Raw genomic sequence first — 19,226 nt, forward strand, 5'->3', positions numbered from 1 at the left:
TCTTGCAATGGCTCAATCTGCCACGAAGTCAAAGTCTTCTTTTCGAAAAACCAACCAGCCGGGGCGCTTCACTGCCTGGAGCCGTTTGCTGTGGATGCTGTTTGGCGCCGGAGCCCTGGGCCTGGCGCTCTATGTGCTGGCGGTCAGCGTTAACTTCCTGAACCTGTTTGGGCGCATGCCCAACCTGAAGACGCTCGAAAACCCACGTAGTGAACTGGCCTCCGAAATCTACTCGGCTGATGGGGTGCTGATGGGTAAGTACTTCCGGGAAAATCGTACCCCTGCCGAGTACGAAGACTTGCCTCAACACCTGGTAGATGCCTTGATTGCCACCGAGGATGCCCGTTTTGAGGAACACTCGGGCATTGACCCCAAGGCCACGGGCCGGGTAGCGGCTGGTCTGCTGACGGGAGGTAGCGGGGGCGGGGGCTCTACGCTTACCCAGCAGCTGGCCAAGGTGTTGTTCCGTACGCGTGATGACTTGAACGACGGCAAGCTGAACGACATTCCGGGCCTGCGCATGCTAATTACCAAAACCAAAGAGTGGATTTTGGCCGTGCAGCTGGAGCGCAGCTACACTAAGCGCGAAATTTTGCGCATGTATCTGAACACCAACGATTACGGCTCTAATGCATTCGGTATTAATACAGCAGCCAAAACGTTCTTTAGCAAGTCGCCGAAGCAGCTGACCCGGCCCGAGGCAGCTACCCTAGTCGGGGTGCTGAATGCTCCGTCGCGGTTCAGCCCTAAGTTTAATCCAGCCCGTTCCCGCGCCCGCCGGAACTGGGTGCTCCGCCAGATGCACAAATACGGCTACCTAGATGCCCAGAGCCTGCAGGCTGATACGCTCAAGCCCATTGTACTGCGCTACAATGTTGAAAATCAGAACGAGGGCATTGCTCCCTATTTCCGGGTTGAGGTAAGCAAAATGCTGCGCCAGTGGGCCAAGGAAACCGACCACGACCTGTACGCCGACGGGCTAAAAATCTATACCACCATCGACTCGCGCATGCAGAAGTACGCGGAGTCGGCCGTAGCGGAGCACATGAAGCTACAGCAGAAGTGGTTTGATGCGCACTGGAAAGGCCAGCAGCCCTGGCGCGACGAAAACGGCCGCGTAATCCCGAACTTCCTTTCTACTGCTGTTCAGCGCACGGAACGGTATAGGTCACTCACGAATCGGTTCGAGGGCAACAAGGACTCCATCAAGTACTACCTCAACAAGAAGTACCGCATGAAGGTGTTTACTTGGAATGGGGGCGAAAAGGAGGTGCTGATGTCGCCGATGGACTCGCTGGCGTACTACAAGCGGCTGCTGCACTCCGGGTTCATGGCCATGAACCCGCTCAACGGGCAGGTAAAAGCCTGGGTTGGGGGCATCAATTTCAAGTACATCAAGTACGACCACGTCAAGCAGGGCAAGCGTCAGCCGGGCTCTACGTTCAAACCCTTCGTGTATGTAGCCGCTATCGACCAGGGTTACTCGCCCTGCTACCAGCGGCCCGACGTAGCTACCACCTTCCCCGCTGAGCGTGGCCGGCCTGCCTACACCCCTAAAAACTTCGAAGGCAGCTACTCCGGCCGCGTATTTACTCTGCGCCAGGCGCTGGCCCGCTCCATGAACTCTATCACGGCCTGGCTGGTGCAAAAGCTCGGGCCGGAAACCGTAGTTAGCTACGCTAAGCGGCTGGGTATTACTTCGCCCATTGAAGCAGTACCAGCAGTAGGGTTCGGTTCCTCTGATGTAAGCATTTACGAGCTGGCCGGGGCCTATAGTACCTTCGTGAACAAGGGCATCTGGACGGCTCCGATGATGGTAACGCGCATCGAGGACAAGAACGGCAATGTGCTGCGCGAGTTTGTGCCGCAAACCCGCGAGGCCCTCAGCGAAGAAACAGCTTACCTGATGACGTATATGCTGCGCGGAGCCACCGAGGAGCAGGGCGGCACCAGCATCATCCTGAAAAATGGCTTTAAATTTCCCTACGAAATGGGAGCCAAAACGGGCACTACCTCCAACTACTCCGACGGCTGGTTTATGGGCCTGACCCCGGACTTGGTGTGCGGTATGTGGGTAGGCGGTGAGGACCGGAGCATCCACTTCCGGACTGGTGCCTACGGGCAAGGGTCACGGCTGGCCCTGCCCATTTACGGCCTGTTCATGCGCAAAACCTACGCCGACAAATCCATTGACATCAATACCGGAGCCTTCCCCAAGCCCGCCAAGCCTCTGGATGTGGAGATTGACTGCTCACGCTACTACAACGGGGCCGGCACCCGCGATACTATTCCTTACGAACAGAAGCTGAACCAGGTAGAGCTGGAAGATCTCAACGAGGAAGACATCTAAGCGCCACTAAGTAGCGCCGGTTGACGTGATTTCACCGATTTTTGGAAATGTGGCTGGGACCTCCCGGCCACATTTTTTGTTGTGAACATGGCACAGCTACTTTCAGAGCGAACCTCTGCGTAAACCTGCTGCGTACCTCAGCAAGACAAGCTCACTGGTTGCGCCTTCCCCATCTGTGGCAACCAGCAACACCTAGTTAATCAGCGCTAATCAGCGATTTTATGGCCGCTTCCGAACACCTGCAAGAACAAATTCGCCAACTCCCGCACCGGCCCGGTATCTATAAATACTTCGGAGACGAGGATACCATCATTTACGTAGGTAAAGCGGTAGATATCCGCAAGCGCGTGAGCAGCTACTTTACCAAGCAGGACCACAACAAGAAAACCCAGCAGCTGGTCAAGAACATCCGGCGCATTGAGTTCACGATCGTCGATTCGGAATCGGATGCGTTTCTGCTGGAGAACAACCTGATCAAGCAGCATCAGCCCAAGTATAACATCCTGCTGAAGGATGGCAAGACCTACCCCTACCTGCTGCTGACCAACGAACGGTTCCCACGCCTTATCCCAACCCGCAACAAACGCCCCGGCGACGGCCGCTACTACGGCCCCTATGCCAACGTAACCGGCATGAACTTGCTGCTGGAACTCATCCGAGCCCTGTATCCGCTGCGCACCTGCACGTATAACCTCTCGCCCCAGAACGTGGAGGCAGGCAAGTTCAAGGTGTGTCTGGAGTATCACCTAGGTAACTGCAAGGGCCCCTGTGAGGGGCTGCAGGATGAGGAAACTTACTCGCAGTATATCCAGCAGATCCGGCAGATTCTGAACGGCGACCTGCGTCTGCCGAAACAGTATTTCCGCGAGAAAATGATGCAGGCTGCCCAGGAGCAGCAGTACGAGTTGGCCCACCAGCTCAAGCAAAAGCTGGATAAGCTCGATGAGTTTCAGGCCAAGAGCACCATCGTCAATGCCAACCTCACCAACATTGACGTGTTCAGCATTGCCTCCAACGAGAAATCAGCCTTCATCAACTATCTCAAGGTGATGAACGGCAGCATTATTCTCACGCAATCTGTGGAGGTGCAGAAGAAGCTGGATGAGCCCGACGATGAGATTCTGGCCCCCATGATCATGCAGATGCGGGAGGAGTTTGAAAGCCAGTCCAGGGAAATACTGACCAATGTTCCCGTGCCGGCCCTACCCCTCCCAGGAGTCAGCATCACTCAGCCCCAGATTGGGGACAAGCGCAAGCTGCTCGAGCTCAGCATTAAGAATGTGCTTTACCTACGCAAGGAAAAGGAAAGCATGAACGACCGGAGCAAGGACCTGAATGAGGTGCGCATCATGGAAACCATGAAGAAGGATTTGCGCCTGACGGAGCTACCTAAGCACATTGAATGCTTCGACAACTCCAACTTCCAGGGCGACAACCCGGTGGCTGCTATGGTCTGCTTCCGCAACGCCAAGCCCAGCAAAAAAGATTACCGTCACTTCCACATCAAAACGGTAGTTGGTCCCAACGACTTCGACTCGATGTACGAGATTGTAACGCGTCGTTACCGGCGGCTGCTGGAAGAGGGGGCCAGCCTACCCCAGCTTATTATTGTGGACGGGGGGAAAGGCCAGTTAGGCATGGGGGTGAAGGCCCTCAAAGACCTCAACCTATGGGGTCAGATTCCCATCATTGGCATTGCTAAGCGGCTGGAGGAAATCTACGTACCCAACGACCCCCTACCCCTCTACATCGACAAAAAGAGCGAAACACTGCGCCTTATCCAGCGCATGCGCGACGAGGCGCACCGTTTCGGCATTACGTTTCACCGCAGCCGTCGGGATGCGGCTACCCTAAAAACGGAACTAACCGACGTAAAGGGTCTGGGCCCGATAACGGCCGATAAGCTCCTGACCAAGTTTAAATCCGTCAAGAAAATCAAAGAGCTAACCGAGTCTGAGCTGACTGCTGAGGTTGGAAAAGCCAAGGCTCGCATCCTGCTCGACTACTTCAATCAAGAGGAGCAGACCGATTCAGCTATTTCCTGAGTTGGCCTTATCAGATAGCAACAAAAAGCCCCAACCAAATTTGGTTGGGGCTTTTTGTTGCTTGTGTTCTGTGGTTTAGAAACTCCACAGGTTGTATTCGTACTCAATCAGGTCCGAAGCAGCTTGCTGCGAGGCAAGGATACCTTGCTGCTGACCACCATATACTTCGTCCAGACGCGCATCGTTGGGGTTAGAAACCTTTACGATGTAGGAGTTGAACAACCACAGCTCAAAGGCATCGGCTAAGTTCTTGTGCTGAGCATCGTTCTGCGGGTTAAACCAAATGGCTTTATCCGGATTAGCTCGGAACACGCGAACCAGGTCGCTGTATTTGAAGTAGCCGATGGGCTTTTCAATCCCCGAGGTGTTAGAAGCCAAGGTAGAGGGAACCAGAAGGCCGATACATTTAATATCGTGATACATCCGCGACCGTTTCTTGTCGAAGATCATATCCTCCTTGATTTCCATCTGATAGATATCCTTCGGACGGTACTCGTAGCTAGGCGGTGCCACTGGTTTCGGAGCAGCTTTTGCCGTGGTTTTGCCACCTTTCCCTTTTTTAGGTGCGGGTGCTCCCCATCCGTCGTCGCTACCTCCCAAGTCGCTGTCCGAGAAGCCAGCGGCTTTCTCTTCATCGCTCAGCCCGGCACTAGCCTCTGCGTACGACATATTGGAAACTACCTCCGTTGAGGAAAGAGTAGTCGTCAACGAGTCGTTGCGGTAGGCTTGCAGCTCTCCACGCTTTACAGCATCTAGGATTACACGGCTGATTTCCTTACCCTCTGAGAACATGGGCTTATTCTGCTTTTCACGCAGGTCAACCGCACGCCAGATGGTCTTGCGAAACATGATGTCCGAGTTCGGAATCGGCCGATACGATCCATTGCTGGTCGCGGTGGTAGCTTGTTCCTGAGCCGAGGCTGCCACCGACAGCGTCAGGCCGGCCGTCAGGGCGGCGAAGGAGAGGAATTTGTTCATACCTGAGTAATCAAAAAAGCGCGACGGATAGTTCAGAACTAGTAACGCTTACAGCAGCGGAATATTGAAGGTCTTGGAAACGCTAACCTGCTCCGTGTTACCCTGGAAGTTCATGCGCTGTACTTCCTTTACTTCAATGTACAGACGGTCGCCTTCGCGAGCCGAGTTTACTACATCGCTTAGGTCAGCCGTGGGGCCATTGATCGTACGGGGCGGCATGGCTGGGCGCTTGCCGCGAACCAGAATCACCTCATAGCGGGTTACGCGGAAACGGGCATCATCAGGCAGGAAGGTAGCGAAACCAGCGTCAGCTACAGCCCGCAGTTGCAGGTTACGAACGGCTGTAATCGGGGTACCTTGCTTTTCGTTAGCCTCACGGCCACCTACTACGCATTTGATTTCGGGCTTCGGAATCGGACGCACCTGGAAGGTTTGCGAACCGATGGGGTTGCCACCGCTGCTTACATTCAGGGTTACCTCCCGCGAGTTGGGCACCAGGGTCACTTCACCCTTGGCCGAACCTTTGATGGTAGCAGCGCCGGAAGCCGAGAAGCTAGGCTCGTACTGGGCGCCCAGTGCGGGTACCTGTACGCTCAGCTTGTTGCCGCACTTGAAATAAAGAGCCTGTACCGAAGCCGACTGAATCTGCATTACGGGCTTGGTCACGGTATAAGGAACCTTCACCGTGAAAGTCGTGTCGCGGCCGTTCTGCTTGAAGCGGATAGTACCGGTCCATTGAGCTTTAGCGTTGCCTGAAGCATCGAAAGAGCCGGGCCGGGCCGTAAACTCTACCTTACCTTTGCCATCAGGACCTACCGACAGCGGGGAGCCGTTCAGAGTCATCGAGGGGCGCAGATCCGAAGCGGAAGCAGTGAGGAAAAGCTCAGCTTTGTACTTCGTGCCGGCAGCAACCGTATTCGACTCAGCGCTGGCGAAAGCCCCGATTTTATCGAACACAATGGTGGTAGCACCTACCTGAGCCGCGAGTTTGTTCAGAGCGTCAGCTTCGTATTTGAGAACTTCCGTTTCCTTCTGCGACAGTACGGCCAGGGCCGCTACTACCGGGGTGTTCTCGAAGTTGAGCTGGGCAAAATCTTTAGTCTTCTGATCCGGAGTTACGCCTGGATCGTCCTTGGCATCCAGAGCCAGAGCCGGTGCAGCAAAGCCAGGAACGATTTTCTGCAGGTCCGAAGCGTAAGAGTTCAACTCTTCCTTCAGCTTGTAGCCTAGGCCGTTGCGGCTGCCGGCTCCGCCAAGCATCACGTTGGCCACTTTGTCGGAGGCCTCCATGTTCTTGTACTCGTTCTTGTTTTTGTTCTCGGTAGCGTCCAGCAGCTTCGTGCGGATTTCGCGTAAGTAAGCGACCATTTTGGCCGTCCGCTCCCGCACTGTTTCGCCCTGCTTCAGGATAGCAAGGTCCTTTGCTTGGTTACGGTTACGCACTACAACCGCTTCAATGCCTTTAACAGCACCCTGGTTGGTTTTGGCAGTCTTATCGTTTACACCGATGAGACTGTCATCTAGAAATTTAAACTTCAGCAGAATAGCTGAATTTACTTGTAGGGCAAGAAGAGCAGTCAGTACCAAGTACATCATGCCAATCATCTTCTGCCGCGGAGTCTCTTTTGCTCCCGCCATCGTATCTCTCTGTGTCTATAACTACCGTGTAGGAAGAAGAGCGCCTGAAACCAGTTCAGGCACTATCACTGCAAACCTGACAATACTTAGTTGGTGGCGCGCATTGCGTTCAGCATGTTGCCGTACACGCGGTTGAGCGAGCTCAGATTCGAAGTCAGGCTGGTTACTTCCTGCTTGAACTGATCCGTTTCCTTACCAGCTTCCGTCAGGTTCTCCATGGCCTGGGTCAGGGTGCCATAGAACTTGTTCATCGACTTCAGGTGCGTGTTAGCATCCTGCAGTTCCATCTCGTACACTGCGTTCAGAGCGCCCAGGTTTTTGGTTACGTTCTGCACCTGTACGTGATACTCACGAGCATCATTCGTAGCATCAGCCATAGCCGTCATGGCCTGAGCCGTATGAGAGTAGGCTTCGTTGATACGCTCCAGGGACTGAGCAGCCGAACGTACTTTCGAGGTGTACTCTTCGGTAGCGTTGGTAGCATCGCCCAGGGTAGAAAGCTGCTGGGTAGTAGTGCTCAGGCGGTTTAGGCCCTGGCCCAGCGAAGCAATAGCTTCGGGAGTCACGTTAGCGTCCTTCAGCATGTCATCCAGCTTGCGGGTCAGGCCCGTGCCGCCGTTGTCGATGGCATTGGTGCGGAAGCTCGGGTTGCCGGTAGAAGGATCGTACCCCTCGCTCAGTTCCGGATATACCAGTGACCAGTCAACCTCTTTGGGGTTAGGCTGGAAGGCACTCAGGAAGAAAATCAGTGCTTCGGTTCCCAGACCAACGATGAGCATTTCGTCGGCGCCCTTCAAGTGAAGAATTTTAAATAGAGCCCCGATAATTACGACTGCAGCCCCGATGCCGTAGATTTTCGGCATTACCACATCGTAGAAAAAGTTACCGCCCTTTGCTGCCATGTTGTAGAAAATTGAAAAAAAAGGTAGTTGGAGTGATTGTGAAAATTCGAAAAGCGAAGGAAGAGAGCAGCGCGAAGTAGTGCAGGATTATTCTAGGCTACCGTTGGTGCCCATGCCAATCTGAATCATGGCCGTGCGGAAACCGATGTAGGAGCGTGCCGAGTCCTGGTATTCAAAGTTACGGGTACCCGTTTCCAGGAAGTAAGCAATGTCTTTCCAGGAACCGCCGCGTACCACTTTGCGGGGCTCGTTGTCATCGGGGTTGGTGGGGTTCATATCCCACACAACCGGAACTGAAGCTTCCATGTAAGCATCGTCGCACCATTCGGCTACGTTGCCCGACATGTCGTACAGACCAAAGTCGTTGGGGAAGAAAGCACCAACCGGGGATGTGTAGGCGTAGCCATCGGAGGCGTAGTCGCCACGGCCGGGCTTAAAGTTAGCCAGCATGCAGCCTTTAGAGTTCCGCAGGTAGGGGCCGCCCCAGGGGTAGGTAGCCAGGTCACGGCCACCACGAGCAGCATACTCCCACTCGGCCTCCGAAGGCAGACGGAAGTTTGGGGTTGGGGCCAGGCCGGCTTCAGCGTTAGCTGCGTTTTTGTTCTTGGTGCGCCAGTTGCAGAAATACTTGGCCGCAAACCAGTCAACACCTACTACCGGGTAATCGTCGAAGGCAGGGTGGGTGTAGTAGTATTCCATCAGCGGGTCACCCATGTGGTAGGTGAAGTCGCGCACCCACACCGTGGTATCCGGGTAGAGTTCCGTCATAACGTACTCCTCGCCGAGCACGTCAATGGAATCCTGCCGGATGGCATTCATAAACTGACGGTACTCGTTGTTGGTAATTTCCGTCTCGTCCATGTAGAAGCCGGCAATAGTTACCTGCTTGTTCATGTTCACCATAGAGGCCGAAATATCCTGGTCTGTCTGGCCCATATGGAACGTGCCACCGGGGCAAGGCACCATTCCGAACGGTACCTCCTGAGGATTGAACTCCGGACGGTCCTCCGCCCCTACCAGGTCGCCTTGCGGTCCTTTACCAAAACCACAGCCCCCCAGGATAAGCGTCGAAAGCGCGACGAGAGGCAATACGAGAAACTTGTTCATGTGAGAAAGAAAAAGACTGTCTAGGCGGCGATACCCAAAGATTACAATTTTCTGAGCTGGCAAATCTAGTGAAACATCTGCTCGCAAACAAGCCAATCGGCCAACAGTAACAGTTTGTCTACGAATCACTTTCACAACCTGCTTAACGAAGAAGGCAGATGTTTTATTGAATAGGCACTCTTGGCAGAATAGGCAAACAATCGTTGAATGGCTATTCATGCATAAAATGCCCTAAAAAATTAGAAGCTGTACCGTGGAGTGCGAATAGCAGGTCTCAATTTCGGTCCAGGCTTTGGCAAACGGTAGCCAAGCATTACCTCAAATGAGCTGGACGCCTTCGCACCTTGGCCAAATGCAATTAAGTCGTAAGCTAGTCCCAACCTAAGGGCGTTGTCTTTCGCAAAGCTGATGCCTCCCAAAGCGGTAAAAGCGTCCCCAGTCCGGTACCCCAATCCTCCCCAATACCGATCGTTGACTGTTGCTCTGGCTCCTACCTCATACGAGTTGTTGCGCAGCGAAAACTTGTCGTCATCTCCGAATTTACCCGGTAAAACCATCTTCACAAGTGCCGTCGGGGTTAGAACAATAGAGGAAGTCAAATCAACATTGACCCCTGCCGTCAGATAGGCATGGTTCTCATTCAAATATCGGGCCGAACGACCACTAGCTGCTACCTGGCTATTGAACTTGTACCCTGCACGAAGTAAATTATTGACACTCAGGCCAGCATACAGCTTAGGTGACTCGTACCATACCCCGGCTCCAACATCCATTTTCCCATCTGAGCCCTCCTTCGGCACATAAATATCGTCCCGCTCATTCGGACGATAATTGCCTTGGTAGATATTATTAAAGACTCCCTGCACTCCAAGCCCCAAAGTTCCTTCACCGATGGTGATGTGCCGCGAATAGGACAGCTGCAGATTGGTAGTATTCAACTGCGCTATCTTGTCGCGGTAGATACCAATCCCTACGCCACCGGCCAGAGCGGGAACCGGCAGGGAGATGGTTAAGGAAGCAGTAGTAGGGGAACCTCCTTCATCAAAGGTGCCGTCGTAACCGAAGTACTGAACACGGCCGAGAGCTGTCACCTCACCGTAACCTTTTACCCCTGCGTACGCCGGATTCAAATTCAAGCCATTAAATCCGTAATGGCTGAATTGCGGTTGCTGCTGAGCTACCGCTTTGCCCACCAGCAAAGCCGCACAAGCGCAAAGTATAGTTCTCTTCATAACGATTGACGACAAGCCGGGAACAGATGAAAAGAGCGCTGGCAGGGCGTTTTCAAATGTAACGAAAAACTCCCTCCAACATTTCACGGCATATACGCAAGAGGAGCAGTAGTGGCTGCTCCTCTTTCCCTATAACTCAGCTAGTTTACTTAGCGTTCTTTTTCTCCTTAACCGGGTCGGCGCCGTGGTGCAGGCGAATGTACGCCTCAATGGCCCCCGTCATGGAAGGGGCGTTGGGTTGGGGTGCCTCAATGTCTAGCTCCAGCCCTGCTTCTACTACAGCCTTGGCCGTAGTAGGGCCAAAGGCGGCAATACGCGTACCGTTCTGCTCGAAATCGGGGAAGTTGATGAACAGGGAGCTAATCCCTGACGGGCTGAAGAAAGCAATGCAGTCGTACTTCACATCCGAGAGGTCGGACAGGTCGCTGGCAACGGTACGATAGATAACGGCTTCGGTGAATTTGAAGCCGTTGGCCCGCATGAACTCCGGAATATCATCCTTCCGGATGTCGGAGCAGGGATACAAGAACTTTTCGCCCTTGTGCTTCTTAATAACGTCGAAGAGGTCGGCGGCCGTGCGCTGACCAACGAACAGCTTGCGCTTGCGCAGCACAATGTACTTCTGCAGGTAATTGGCCGTTTGCTCCGAGATGCAGAAATACTTCATTTCGGCAGGCATCTCAATTTTAGCCTCCTGACAAATACGGAAGAAATGGTCAACGGCATTACGGCTAGTGAAAATGATGGCCGTATGCTCCTGAATGTTGACTTTCTCTTTCCGGAAATCCTTGTAGGAAACCGGCTGAACCTCAATGAACTCCCGGAAATCTACTTTAATACCGTATTTCTCGGCAATAGAAAAGTAGGGGGAAACGTCGTTCGAGGGCTTTGGCTGGGTGACAAGTATGCTGGAGATGCGCTTGGCATGACGGCCCGTCCCCGGTTTGTCTTTGCTCTCGGCCATAAGGTAGGAAAAAGGTAAATCTAAGGCGATAAGGGGGCGTTGCGGGCAAGGCCGGTGCAGGCCGGCAAAAGGTGCTTCAGTAAGTAAAAACGATCAGCTTAAGCAGAATGATCAAAGGAATCACTTCTGTGGCGCAAAGGTACGAAAACAAATGCAGATTCAGCAGCGAAGTCTTATGATGAAGTGTACGCGCTACACGTACCACCGTGCCAATCAACAGCAAGGAAACCACCCCATTGGATACCCACAACACAGTTTCTGGCAGGCGCTGATTTAGCCCCAGGTATAGCAGCATGACAACGGGCAGAAACAGACCCATGAACAGAATAGTGCGAATAAACTCGCGGTACTGAATGGTGACCAGTTCCGTCACGTCGAAAATATATCCCAGCAGCTCCAGAAACAGGTATTTCCCCAGCACGAAACCGGCAACCAGCGCCGTGTAGAGCAGCACCCGCACTACAATTGCCGACTCAGCCACGTCGAAGAGCTGACGCAGGATAACAATGCTTTGAATATTGGTATGGATAGCCACCAGCAGAAGCGCAAACGACAGGGCAAAGAGCAGCACCAGTCCCAGGTTCAGCCAGGTAAGGGTAGGCTTAATCAGGAAATCCTGCTCCGTGGACCCTTTGCCCCAAAGTCCTTCCAGCTGATAGATACGGGCAAAGCCGGGCTGGTAGGAGGCGCGCAGGCTACCATAGCATAGCCCGATGAATAGCAGAAACCCTACAAAAACATTCTGGCCCTGGTGTCCACGCGGGCGAGGGGCAGCTGCCAGCAGTGGCGGGCTGGCCTTCCCGACCCGAGGGGGGGTAGCGGGTACGGCATTCACGAAAGATGGCAGGTTGGGCGAACCATCCGGCTGCCATACGCAGAGCAGATGAGGACCGGCAACACTCCCAGCAGGTAGCAGCTTGGCCAGATCAACGGTGTAGGACGCAGGAGCGTGCGCGGTAAAAACCAGCCGATTGTCTAGGAACAGGCTGAGATTCGCGCGGGCCGTAAACGTGATGGGCAGGGCCTTTCCAGGTCTGATGGACAGCCACTGGTAATAGGCTCGGGTGGGGGCGTGGTAGTCGGAGAGGTAGAGAACCAGGCGGTTACGAGCTTCGTCGTAAATCAGCCAGTCCTGGGTGAGGCCGGCCCGGGGAGTTGGGGGCAGGGGCCGGTATTCGGCTGCCTTCGACAACCGTGGCAGCCAGCTCAGGCACGCTACCCAAAGCAAGACCAGGACCAGACGAAAACGGCTGCTACGCACGGAAGAGCACAGGGCTAAGAAAACTAATTAGAGGCTACCCGCTGGCGCTCGGCCCGGCTGTGGTACACGCCCAGGAAAACGCTCAACACCAAAGAAAACGCTACCAGCGCGCAGATCAGCAGCGTATTGCCTAGGTAGGCGAAATTGATTACGAACAGGATAACAACCACGTTAAGCAGCCCCAGCAGGATTACTGTGCTGATTTGCTGGAAGCCCATGGCCAGAATGCGGTGATGCACGTGGTTTTTATCCGGCGAAAACGGCGAGCGGCCGGCCATCATACGAACAATAAATACCCGCAGCGTATCGAACAGGGGCACAAACAGAATACCAACGGCAACGGATGGGGCGGAAGAGGCGAATGGCTGTCCCACTTTCAGCCCCATCTCAATGAACTGAATGGTTAGGATAGATACAATGAAGCCGCATACCAGGGAGCCCGTGTCGCCCATGAAAATGGTGGCTTTGTGGAAGTTGTAGCGCAGAAATCCTAGGATGCCACCTATTACACAGACCGAAACAAACACGTAGTTGCCAAACTGGTCGCCGCCGTACTGATAAAAATAGTAGCCGTAGGTGCTAACGATAATCAAGACAATGGAGCCGGCCAGGCCGTCTAGGCCATCAATGAGATTGATGGCGTTGGTAATACCCACGATGGCGAAGAAGGTGAAGGCGTAGCTGATACCAATGGGCAGCTCCCCTACCCCCAGGATTCCCTGAAAGCTGGTAATCCGCACATCGGCCATAATCATGACGATGCCCGTGGCCAGAAGCTGACCAATAAACTTCTTGGATACCGAAATGCTAACCAGGTCATCTTTCAGACCCACAAAAAACAACACAATGCATCCCGCCAACAGCTGCTGCACCCCATTGTTGAGGGGGGCGAAGATGGTAAGCGCCGACATAAACCCGGCAAATACTGCTACCCCACCCAACCGCGGAGTCAGCGACTCGTGCACGGTCCGTACGTTGGGCGTATCGAGCATATTTTTCAGGTGGGCGATGTAGATAATGGACGGAACGGCGAACAATGCCACCAGAAACGCCCACAGGGACGACAAACCCAACTGAATTCCGAGTGCATTCATTGCAGATTGACTCTTACGGTAAAATAGCCCCGAACCAGGACCGAAAATGGAAACGCAAAGGTACGCCTAACTATGCAGCACACCCGGCCGCTGAAGCAGCGCGATAGATGTCAGGTTATCAGCGGTGATGGAGTCGGGTACGAAAATGAATTTTTTATCGAGGATTTTGTCCCCCACGTAGTAGCTCACCCAATACTGATTATTCAGGTGAAACAGAGCCGGATCAATAGGCTCGATGGCTACTGCCGCGCGCGGCTCTACTTCCAGCATTACGTGGCGGAGGGTAGAGGTGCGAATGGGCTCCCCCTCCGGGCTGGTGCCGTACCCGTTGGAGCTGACGATGACATTATGCAGGGCGAAGTCGTTGTGGTTGAGCAGGTACACCTGCCAGCCCAGTTCATTTTCGGCTTGGCCGGCCGCGTCGTCCGGAACTACGGCAACTGACACTCCTTCAACGGGGTCAAAAACGATGTCTTTTTTCATGAATCAGCTGTTGACGTACATCTCGGCTTCCAGCAGGCGGGCCAGATGCGGTAGTAAACGGTCATGCACTTCCGCAACGGCAACCGCCCGACCCAATTCCTGTGCCAGAGAGGTTACGGCTTTATCCGTGATGCCGCAGGGAACGATGTGACCGAAGTACGAAAGGTTGGTTGTAACGTTGAGGGCAAAGCCGTGCATGGTTACCCAGCGGCTGCATTTCACACCCAGGGCGCAAATCTTGCGTGGATTAAGGGCTCCTTCCTCGAAATCAATCCAGACGCCGGTGAGCCCGGCAATACGGCCGGCACGCACTCCGTAATCGGCCAGGGTCAGAATGACGGCTTCTTCCAGCACACGCAGGTAGCGGTGAATATCGGTGAAGAAGTTATCGAGGTCGAGGATGGGGTAGCCTACCAGCTGGCCGGGGCCGTGGTACGTGATGTCGCCGCCGCGGTTGATGCGGTGGAAGGTGGCCGCATGGGCAGCCAAGCCAGCTTCATCGAGCAGCAAGTGCTCGGGCTTACCGCTCTTACCAAGGGTATAAACGTGCGGGTGCTCGCAGAGCAGCAGGTAGTTAGGGATAGGCTGCGGGGGTAGCCCTGCTTCCAGCGCCTGGCGGTTAAGGGCTTTCAGGGCCAGAGTATCGGCCAGCAACTGCTCCTGGAGCGCCCAGGTGGGCTGGTACTCCACCATGCCCAGGCGCCGCACCTCAATCTGGCGGTTTTGGTTGACGGCCGCGGGGGTAACTTCCGTGGGAACCGGAGTATCACCCGTAGGCTCCGGACCAGCGCAAGCAGAATATATAGTCATGGCGTAGAGCAGAAAAGAACAGAAATCTGGTGCCCACCAAGCAACTACCTGCTTTGAACACAGGCAGCTTGCTATCAGGCTTTTATCAGCGCTGGCAAGCTCCTCTTTACCGGTGAAATATCCACCAGCAACCAGATTGCCAGCCCAGCTGAAACCGTGCAAAGGTACTAGATTTAGTCCCAAGCCAGACTATCTATTCCTGACTACCGCTTCCCTTACCTACTCTCTGCCAGATGCTGATTGCCTCCCACCAACTTGGCCACGAGGGCGAAGAAGCGGCCCTTCGCTACCTGCTTGCGCGGGGCTACCAGCTCGTGCACCGCAACTACCGCTACAGGCGCGCCGAGGTGGACCTGATTGTACGGCAGGGGCAACAGCTGCTGGTTTTTGTTGAAGTGAAAACCCGCTCCTCCGTGCAGTATGGCCACCCCGAGGAGTTTGTCACGGAGCGAAAACGCCAACTGTTACGGTTGGCCGCCGAGCAGGTGCAGGAAGAGTTGGCCTGGACCGGCGACATTCGTTTTGATATCGTGGCCCTGCTGCCGGCCGCCGATGGCCTGCGCATCGAGCATTTCGAGGACGCCTTTTATTAGGTGGTGAAATAGGAGAAGAGGTGCGCTTAGCAGTCAGCTAACCCAACGGGGTGGCCGGGCGTCAAGCGCACCTCTTCTCTATTTCGCCGCTACACTACCGCAGACCGGGACGGGCCGTGTCGGGTTTGCCGCGGTTATCGAACTTGTCTTTCTCGAATATAGCGACGCCGTTGCGGTTGTATTCCTTTACCAGCACGGGCTCGGCTACTTCCGGCTCGTAGCCCGATTCGCCGTACTCGTACTCGTAGCGGAGGCGGTTACGGGTGTTGCGGAAACCCCAGTAGCGGCTCCAGGTTCCTACCCGCTTACCGTTCTCGAACTGTCCTACCCACTCCAGCTGTCCGTTTTCGTTGTAGCGCACGTAGTCGCCCTCCAGCTTGCCGTTTACGTAGGGTATAACCTCTTTTACCTGCTTCTGCGCCGCATCGTAGTACGTGACGTTGGCGTCGCGCGGGAAACCCTTTTCGTAGTGGGTTTTGCTGAGCAGGATATTGTCGCGGGTGAATTTCTCCCAGCGCAGATGGCGCGTGCCCACGGCGTAAAACCCGGTTTCCACCACTTTACCACCCTGCATTTTCTTGTACGGCCCGTGCAGCACCTTTACCTGGGTGCCATCTATTTCCCCCGGGGCAGCCTTAAAAATGCGGCGCTTTTTAGGGTCGAAAATGTAGCGGGCCGGGGCGTACTGATTAGGTTGCTGGAAGGTGCGGAGGTAGTAAAACGTTTCGATTACCTGGTTTTTTCCCTTCGGCCCCGACTTCACATACGCTTTCTTGATTCGCTCGCCCAGAAAGATGTTTTTCTTTTTGCGGGGCTTGCGTTGGGCGGCCTTTTCCTTCTCTTTGGCGGCGCGCTCCTGCTCCTTGGTCAGGGCTACCCGCTTGGCGTCGAGAGAGGGCGCGGCGGTAGTGTCGCGGGCAGCTGTCAGGCTATCGGCCACGGCCAACGACCCAACCTGGTCCGGACGGCTGTTAAAGGAGACTGTTTTCTTGGAGCAGGCCCCCACGGCCAGCAAAGCCAGCAGCAGGCAAGAACGGAACAAACGCATGACAGTAATCGGCTGGAGGATTCGCAGCATCGAACGTAAAGATAAAGGGATTTGGTGCCCACCAGGGAGAGTGACGAGGCAGCCCAATAACTGAGTAAGGAACACAAAGCTGGCCTAGATAGGCGCTACCCCACCAAAACCAAAAAACCCCGATGGCCGAGGCCACCAGGGTTTTTGTACTAATTATAACTCTTTAGACTTTCTAAGACTACTCAGCCGCCAGCAGATCGGCGCTGCGCTTCACAAACGCGGTTAGTGCCTCACCCTTGAGCATGCCCTGAGCCAGCAATGCCAGGTCGAACGCCTGCCGAGCCAGCTTGGAGCCAGCCTCGCCCTCGGCCTGCAGCACGCGCAGGGCTATGGGGTGGTTGGCATTCACGCTCACGGTGTAGGAGTCAGGCAGGGAGCCGAACATCTGCATGCCGCCTCCGCCGCCTACCCGCTGCATATCCTTCATGCGGCGCATAAACTCGGGCAGGGTAATGATAACCGGCGCGTCCTGGGGCGACAATGCCTCCACCTGTACGTGCATGTGCTCATTGCTGATAGCCTCTTTGAACACGTCCTGGAGCCGGGTTTTGTCGTCGTCGCTGAGCACGCTCTCGGTGGTTTCCTCCTTCTCGATCAGCTTGCTGACGGTGTCGGCATCTACGCGCTTAAAGGTGGTTTTTTCCAGCTTCTGCTCCAGCTGCCCAATGAAGTGGGGGTCGAGCACAGCATCGAGTTTGAGCACATCGTAGCCGCGCTCCGTGGCCGCCTGCACATAGGCGTGCTGGGCCTCTGGGTCGGTGGTGTACAGCACTACGGTTTGCTCGTTCTTATCCTTCTGGTTGGCCTGAACAAACTCCTGGTACTCACTCAGGGTGAAATACTTGCCTGCCGTGTTCTGCACCAGGGCAAAGTCCTTGGCCTTGTCGTAGAACTTATCATCGGAGAGCATGCCGTACTTCACAAACAGCCCGATATCCGACCACTTCTCCTCGAAGCCCGTGCGGTCCTTACGGAAAAGCTCGGCCAGCTTGTCGGCCACCTTTTTGGTGACGTAGGTATTGATTTTGCGCACGTTGGCGTCGGCCTGCAGGAAGCTACGCGACACGTTCAGCGGAATGTCCGGCGAGTCGATAACGCCGTGCAGCAGCATCAGGAACTCGGGTACCACGTCCTTCACCTCATCGGTGATAAATACCTGGCGCGAGTACAGCTGAATTTTGTTGCGCTGCAGCTGCAGCTCGTCCTTCACCTTCGGGAAGTACAGGATACCCGTCAGATTGAAGGGGTAGTCCACGTTGAGGTGAATCCAGAACAGCGGCGGCTCCGAGAAAGGATACAGCTCCTGGTAGAACTTGGTGTAGTCCTCGTCGGTCAGCTCCGAGGGCTGCTTGGTCCAGATGGGAGCGGTCTGGTTAATGACCTCACCCTCGAACTCAATTTCAACCGGCAGGAACTTGCAGTATTTATTGAGAATCCCCTTCAGGCGAGCAGCCTCCAGAAACTCGTCTGAGTCTTCGGCTACGTGCAGCACTACGTCGGTGCCCCGCTCAGCTTTCTCAGTGGTTTCCAGGCTGAACTCCGTGCTACCGTCGCAGATCCAGTGGGCGCCCTCAGTGCCTTCCTTGTAGCTTTTGGAGAAAATTTCCACCTCCTTGGCTACCATAAAAGCCGAGTAGAAGCCCAGGCCGAACTGACCGATGATCTGGTCTTTGGCGGCGGCATCCTTCTCCTTATACTTCTCCACAAACTCGGTGGCCCCGGAGAAGGCAATCTGGTTGATGTACTTCTTGATTTCCTCGGCCGTCATGCCCAGGCCACGGTCGGAGATGGTAATGGTGCGGGCTTCCTTATCCACGCTCACTTTCACCTTCAGCTCGCCCAGCTCGCCCTTGAACTCGCCCAGCTGGCCCAGGCTTTTCAGCTTCTGGGTGGCATCCACGGCGTTGCTGACCAACTCACGCAAGAAAATCTCGTGGTCGGAGTACAGGAACTTTTTGATGATGGGGAAGATATTCTCGGTATGAATCGAGATGCTACCTTTCTCTTGCATAACAGGGTAGGAAAGTTGAATGAAACCGAAAACTATGACGATCTGCCAGCCTAGTGGCCGACCCATCAGTTAAAGCCCGTCGTTTCAAACCTTGTTCCACCCCGGCGGCGGCTGTCAGCTTGACAGCCCGTTCAGGTCAACTCATGAGTTTCCGGCCCCCGGCAGCCCCGATTAAGCTAACGCCCGGACGAAAGCGGCGCTGGCAGCATGGCAGACTGCTGCAGCCAGTCCAGCGCGGTTTCCGCATCGTCGAACACCTGAATATCAAAAGGAGGCTGCCGCAGGCTGCTCTCCAGCAGCAGCTGGTGCTGCATATAAGACGTGAGGACCAGGGCCACCTGCTGCACCGATAATGCCGGCAAGGCCAGCAGCAGATTGGTTTCCAGCAAGTACGCATCCAGGGCCGATAGCTCGGGCATGCCATCCAGATTCAGGAGCACCCGCTGCACGCCCTGGCGCTGCACCAGCCGCAGGGCATCGAGCAGGCAATCCTTGGCCAGGTGCATGGGCGACAGCGCCAGCCACTGCAGCTGAAGCAGGCAGTGAGCCGAATCATACATAATCTGGAAACAGTCGTTCCTACGCCGCATCTTAGCCATCATAGTCATAATACCCCGCACGCTTGGCTGCCGCTCAGGCAGATTATAAGTCAATAGTACAACCCCGTGTAGGGACTGGCG

Annotated in this window: 16 protein-coding genes; 3 read left to right on the forward strand and 13 right to left on the reverse strand. The window is 54.9% G+C overall.

Annotated features, from left to right (window positions below; genetic code table 11):
* Positions 1-94 precede the first annotated feature (94 nt).
* The gene (locus FGZ14_RS13710; protein WP_374221714.1) at positions 95-2,350 is read left to right on the forward strand and encodes a transglycosylase domain-containing protein; all 2,256 of its coding nucleotides are present in this window, start codon (positions 95-97) and stop codon (positions 2,348-2,350) included.
* Between the two features lie 221 nt (positions 2,351-2,571).
* Complete coding sequence (uvrC, locus tag FGZ14_RS13715; RefSeq protein ID WP_139924802.1) at positions 2,572-4,395, forward strand: excinuclease ABC subunit UvrC; 1,824 nt, start codon at positions 2,572-2,574, stop codon at positions 4,393-4,395.
* A gap of 75 nt (positions 4,396-4,470) precedes the next feature.
* On the opposite strand, the gene gldN is transcribed toward uvrC, so the two are convergent.
* The 10 genes from gldN to lipB form a co-directional block, all read right to left on the reverse strand.
* Positions 4,471-5,373, reverse strand: a complete 903-nt coding sequence (gene gldN / locus FGZ14_RS13720; RefSeq protein WP_139924803.1) for a gliding motility protein GldN — start codon at positions 5,371-5,373, stop codon at positions 4,471-4,473.
* A gap of 48 nt (positions 5,374-5,421) precedes the next feature.
* Positions 5,422-7,011 carry a gliding motility protein GldM gene (gene gldM, locus FGZ14_RS13725; protein ID WP_139924804.1) on the reverse strand — a complete coding sequence of 530 codons (1,590 nt, stop codon included), beginning with the start codon at positions 7,009-7,011 and terminating at the stop codon, positions 5,422-5,424.
* A gap of 86 nt (positions 7,012-7,097) precedes the next feature.
* A complete protein-coding gene (gene gldL, locus FGZ14_RS13730; RefSeq protein ID WP_139924805.1) occupies positions 7,098-7,913 on the reverse strand; it encodes a gliding motility protein GldL in 816 nt (271 codons plus the stop codon).
* 87 nt (positions 7,914-8,000) lie between these two features.
* A complete protein-coding gene (locus tag FGZ14_RS13735; protein ID WP_139924806.1) occupies positions 8,001-9,020 on the reverse strand; it encodes an SUMF1/EgtB/PvdO family nonheme iron enzyme in 1,020 nt (339 codons plus the stop codon).
* 239 nt (positions 9,021-9,259) lie between these two features.
* The gene (locus tag FGZ14_RS13740; protein WP_139924807.1) at positions 9,260-10,252 is read right to left on the reverse strand and encodes a PorP/SprF family type IX secretion system membrane protein; all 993 of its coding nucleotides are present in this window, start codon (positions 10,250-10,252) and stop codon (positions 9,260-9,262) included.
* Positions 10,253-10,397: 145 nt separating this feature from the next.
* Positions 10,398-11,216 carry a uroporphyrinogen-III synthase gene (locus tag FGZ14_RS13745; RefSeq protein ID WP_139924808.1) on the reverse strand — a complete coding sequence of 273 codons (819 nt, stop codon included), beginning with the start codon at positions 11,214-11,216 and terminating at the stop codon, positions 10,398-10,400.
* Positions 11,217-11,292: 76 nt separating this feature from the next.
* Positions 11,293-12,408, reverse strand: a complete 1,116-nt coding sequence (locus FGZ14_RS13750; protein ID WP_180754355.1) for a DUF4271 domain-containing protein — start codon at positions 12,406-12,408, stop codon at positions 11,293-11,295.
* 92 nt (positions 12,409-12,500) lie between these two features.
* Positions 12,501-13,571 carry an MraY family glycosyltransferase gene (locus tag FGZ14_RS13755; RefSeq protein WP_257883231.1) on the reverse strand — a complete coding sequence of 357 codons (1,071 nt, stop codon included), beginning with the start codon at positions 13,569-13,571 and terminating at the stop codon, positions 12,501-12,503.
* A 66-nt stretch (positions 13,572-13,637) separates the two neighbouring features.
* Complete coding sequence (locus tag FGZ14_RS13760) at positions 13,638-14,054, reverse strand: hypothetical protein (RefSeq protein ID WP_139924810.1); 417 nt, start codon at positions 14,052-14,054, stop codon at positions 13,638-13,640.
* Positions 14,055-14,057: 3 nt separating this feature from the next.
* Positions 14,058-14,864: a lipoyl(octanoyl) transferase LipB gene (gene lipB, locus FGZ14_RS13765; protein WP_139924811.1), complete on the reverse strand. Its 807-nt coding sequence runs from the start codon at positions 14,862-14,864 to the stop codon at positions 14,058-14,060.
* Between the two features lie 233 nt (positions 14,865-15,097).
* On the opposite strand from lipB, the gene FGZ14_RS13770 reads away from it, so the two are divergent.
* A complete protein-coding gene (locus FGZ14_RS13770) occupies positions 15,098-15,457 on the forward strand; it encodes a YraN family protein (protein WP_139924812.1) in 360 nt (119 codons plus the stop codon).
* Positions 15,458-15,551: 94 nt separating this feature from the next.
* Here FGZ14_RS13770 and FGZ14_RS13775 read toward each other — a convergent pair whose 3' ends face one another.
* The 3 genes from FGZ14_RS13775 to FGZ14_RS13785 all read right to left on the reverse strand — a co-directional run bounded on the left by FGZ14_RS13775 (position 15,552) and on the right by FGZ14_RS13785 (position 19,106).
* On the reverse strand, positions 15,552-16,505 hold the full coding sequence (locus tag FGZ14_RS13775) for a toxin-antitoxin system YwqK family antitoxin (RefSeq protein WP_219601025.1): 954 nt from the start codon (positions 16,503-16,505) through the stop codon (positions 15,552-15,554).
* 208 nt (positions 16,506-16,713) lie between these two features.
* Positions 16,714-18,546 carry a molecular chaperone HtpG gene (htpG, locus tag FGZ14_RS13780; RefSeq protein WP_139924814.1) on the reverse strand — a complete coding sequence of 611 codons (1,833 nt, stop codon included), beginning with the start codon at positions 18,544-18,546 and terminating at the stop codon, positions 16,714-16,716.
* 176 nt (positions 18,547-18,722) lie between these two features.
* A complete protein-coding gene (locus FGZ14_RS13785; RefSeq protein ID WP_139924815.1) occupies positions 18,723-19,106 on the reverse strand; it encodes a hypothetical protein in 384 nt (127 codons plus the stop codon).
* Positions 19,107-19,226 lie beyond the last annotated feature (120 nt).

The sequence above is a fragment of the Hymenobacter sp. DG01 genome, assembly GCF_006352025.1.
Taxonomy (GTDB): Bacteria; Bacteroidota; Bacteroidia; order Cytophagales; family Hymenobacteraceae; genus Hymenobacter.

Coding starts and splice junctions, on each gene's coding strand:
- FGZ14_RS13735 (WP_139924806.1), bottom strand. CDS start 9,020: ATGAACAAGTTTCTCGTATTGCCTCTCGTCGCGCTTTCGACGCTTATC.
- FGZ14_RS13770 (WP_139924812.1), top strand. CDS start 15,098: ATGCTGATTGCCTCCCACCAACTTGGCCACGAGGGCGAAGAAGCGGCC.
- FGZ14_RS13740 (WP_139924807.1), bottom strand. CDS start 10,252: ATGAAGAGAACTATACTTTGCGCTTGTGCGGCTTTGCTGGTGGGCAAA.
- FGZ14_RS13745 (WP_139924808.1), bottom strand. CDS start 11,216: ATGGCCGAGAGCAAAGACAAACCGGGGACGGGCCGTCATGCCAAGCGC.
- FGZ14_RS13710 (WP_374221714.1), top strand. CDS start 95: ATGCTGTTTGGCGCCGGAGCCCTGGGCCTGGCGCTCTATGTGCTGGCG.
- FGZ14_RS13775 (WP_219601025.1), bottom strand. CDS start 16,505: ATGCGTTTGTTCCGTTCTTGCCTGCTGCTGGCTTTGCTGGCCGTGGGG.
- gldL (WP_139924805.1), bottom strand. CDS start 7,913: ATGGCAGCAAAGGGCGGTAACTTTTTCTACGATGTGGTAATGCCGAAA.
- uvrC (WP_139924802.1), top strand. CDS start 2,572: ATGGCCGCTTCCGAACACCTGCAAGAACAAATTCGCCAACTCCCGCAC.
- lipB (WP_139924811.1), bottom strand. CDS start 14,864: ATGACTATATATTCTGCTTGCGCTGGTCCGGAGCCTACGGGTGATACT.
- FGZ14_RS13760 (WP_139924810.1), bottom strand. CDS start 14,054: ATGAAAAAAGACATCGTTTTTGACCCCGTTGAAGGAGTGTCAGTTGCC.
- htpG (WP_139924814.1), bottom strand. CDS start 18,546: ATGCAAGAGAAAGGTAGCATCTCGATTCATACCGAGAATATCTTCCCC.
- gldN (WP_139924803.1), bottom strand. CDS start 5,373: ATGAACAAATTCCTCTCCTTCGCCGCCCTGACGGCCGGCCTGACGCTG.
- FGZ14_RS13785 (WP_139924815.1), bottom strand. CDS start 19,106: ATGTATGATTCGGCTCACTGCCTGCTTCAGCTGCAGTGGCTGGCGCTG.
- gldM (WP_139924804.1), bottom strand. CDS start 7,011: ATGGCGGGAGCAAAAGAGACTCCGCGGCAGAAGATGATTGGCATGATG.
- FGZ14_RS13755 (WP_257883231.1), bottom strand. CDS start 13,571: ATGAATGCACTCGGAATTCAGTTGGGTTTGTCGTCCCTGTGGGCGTTT.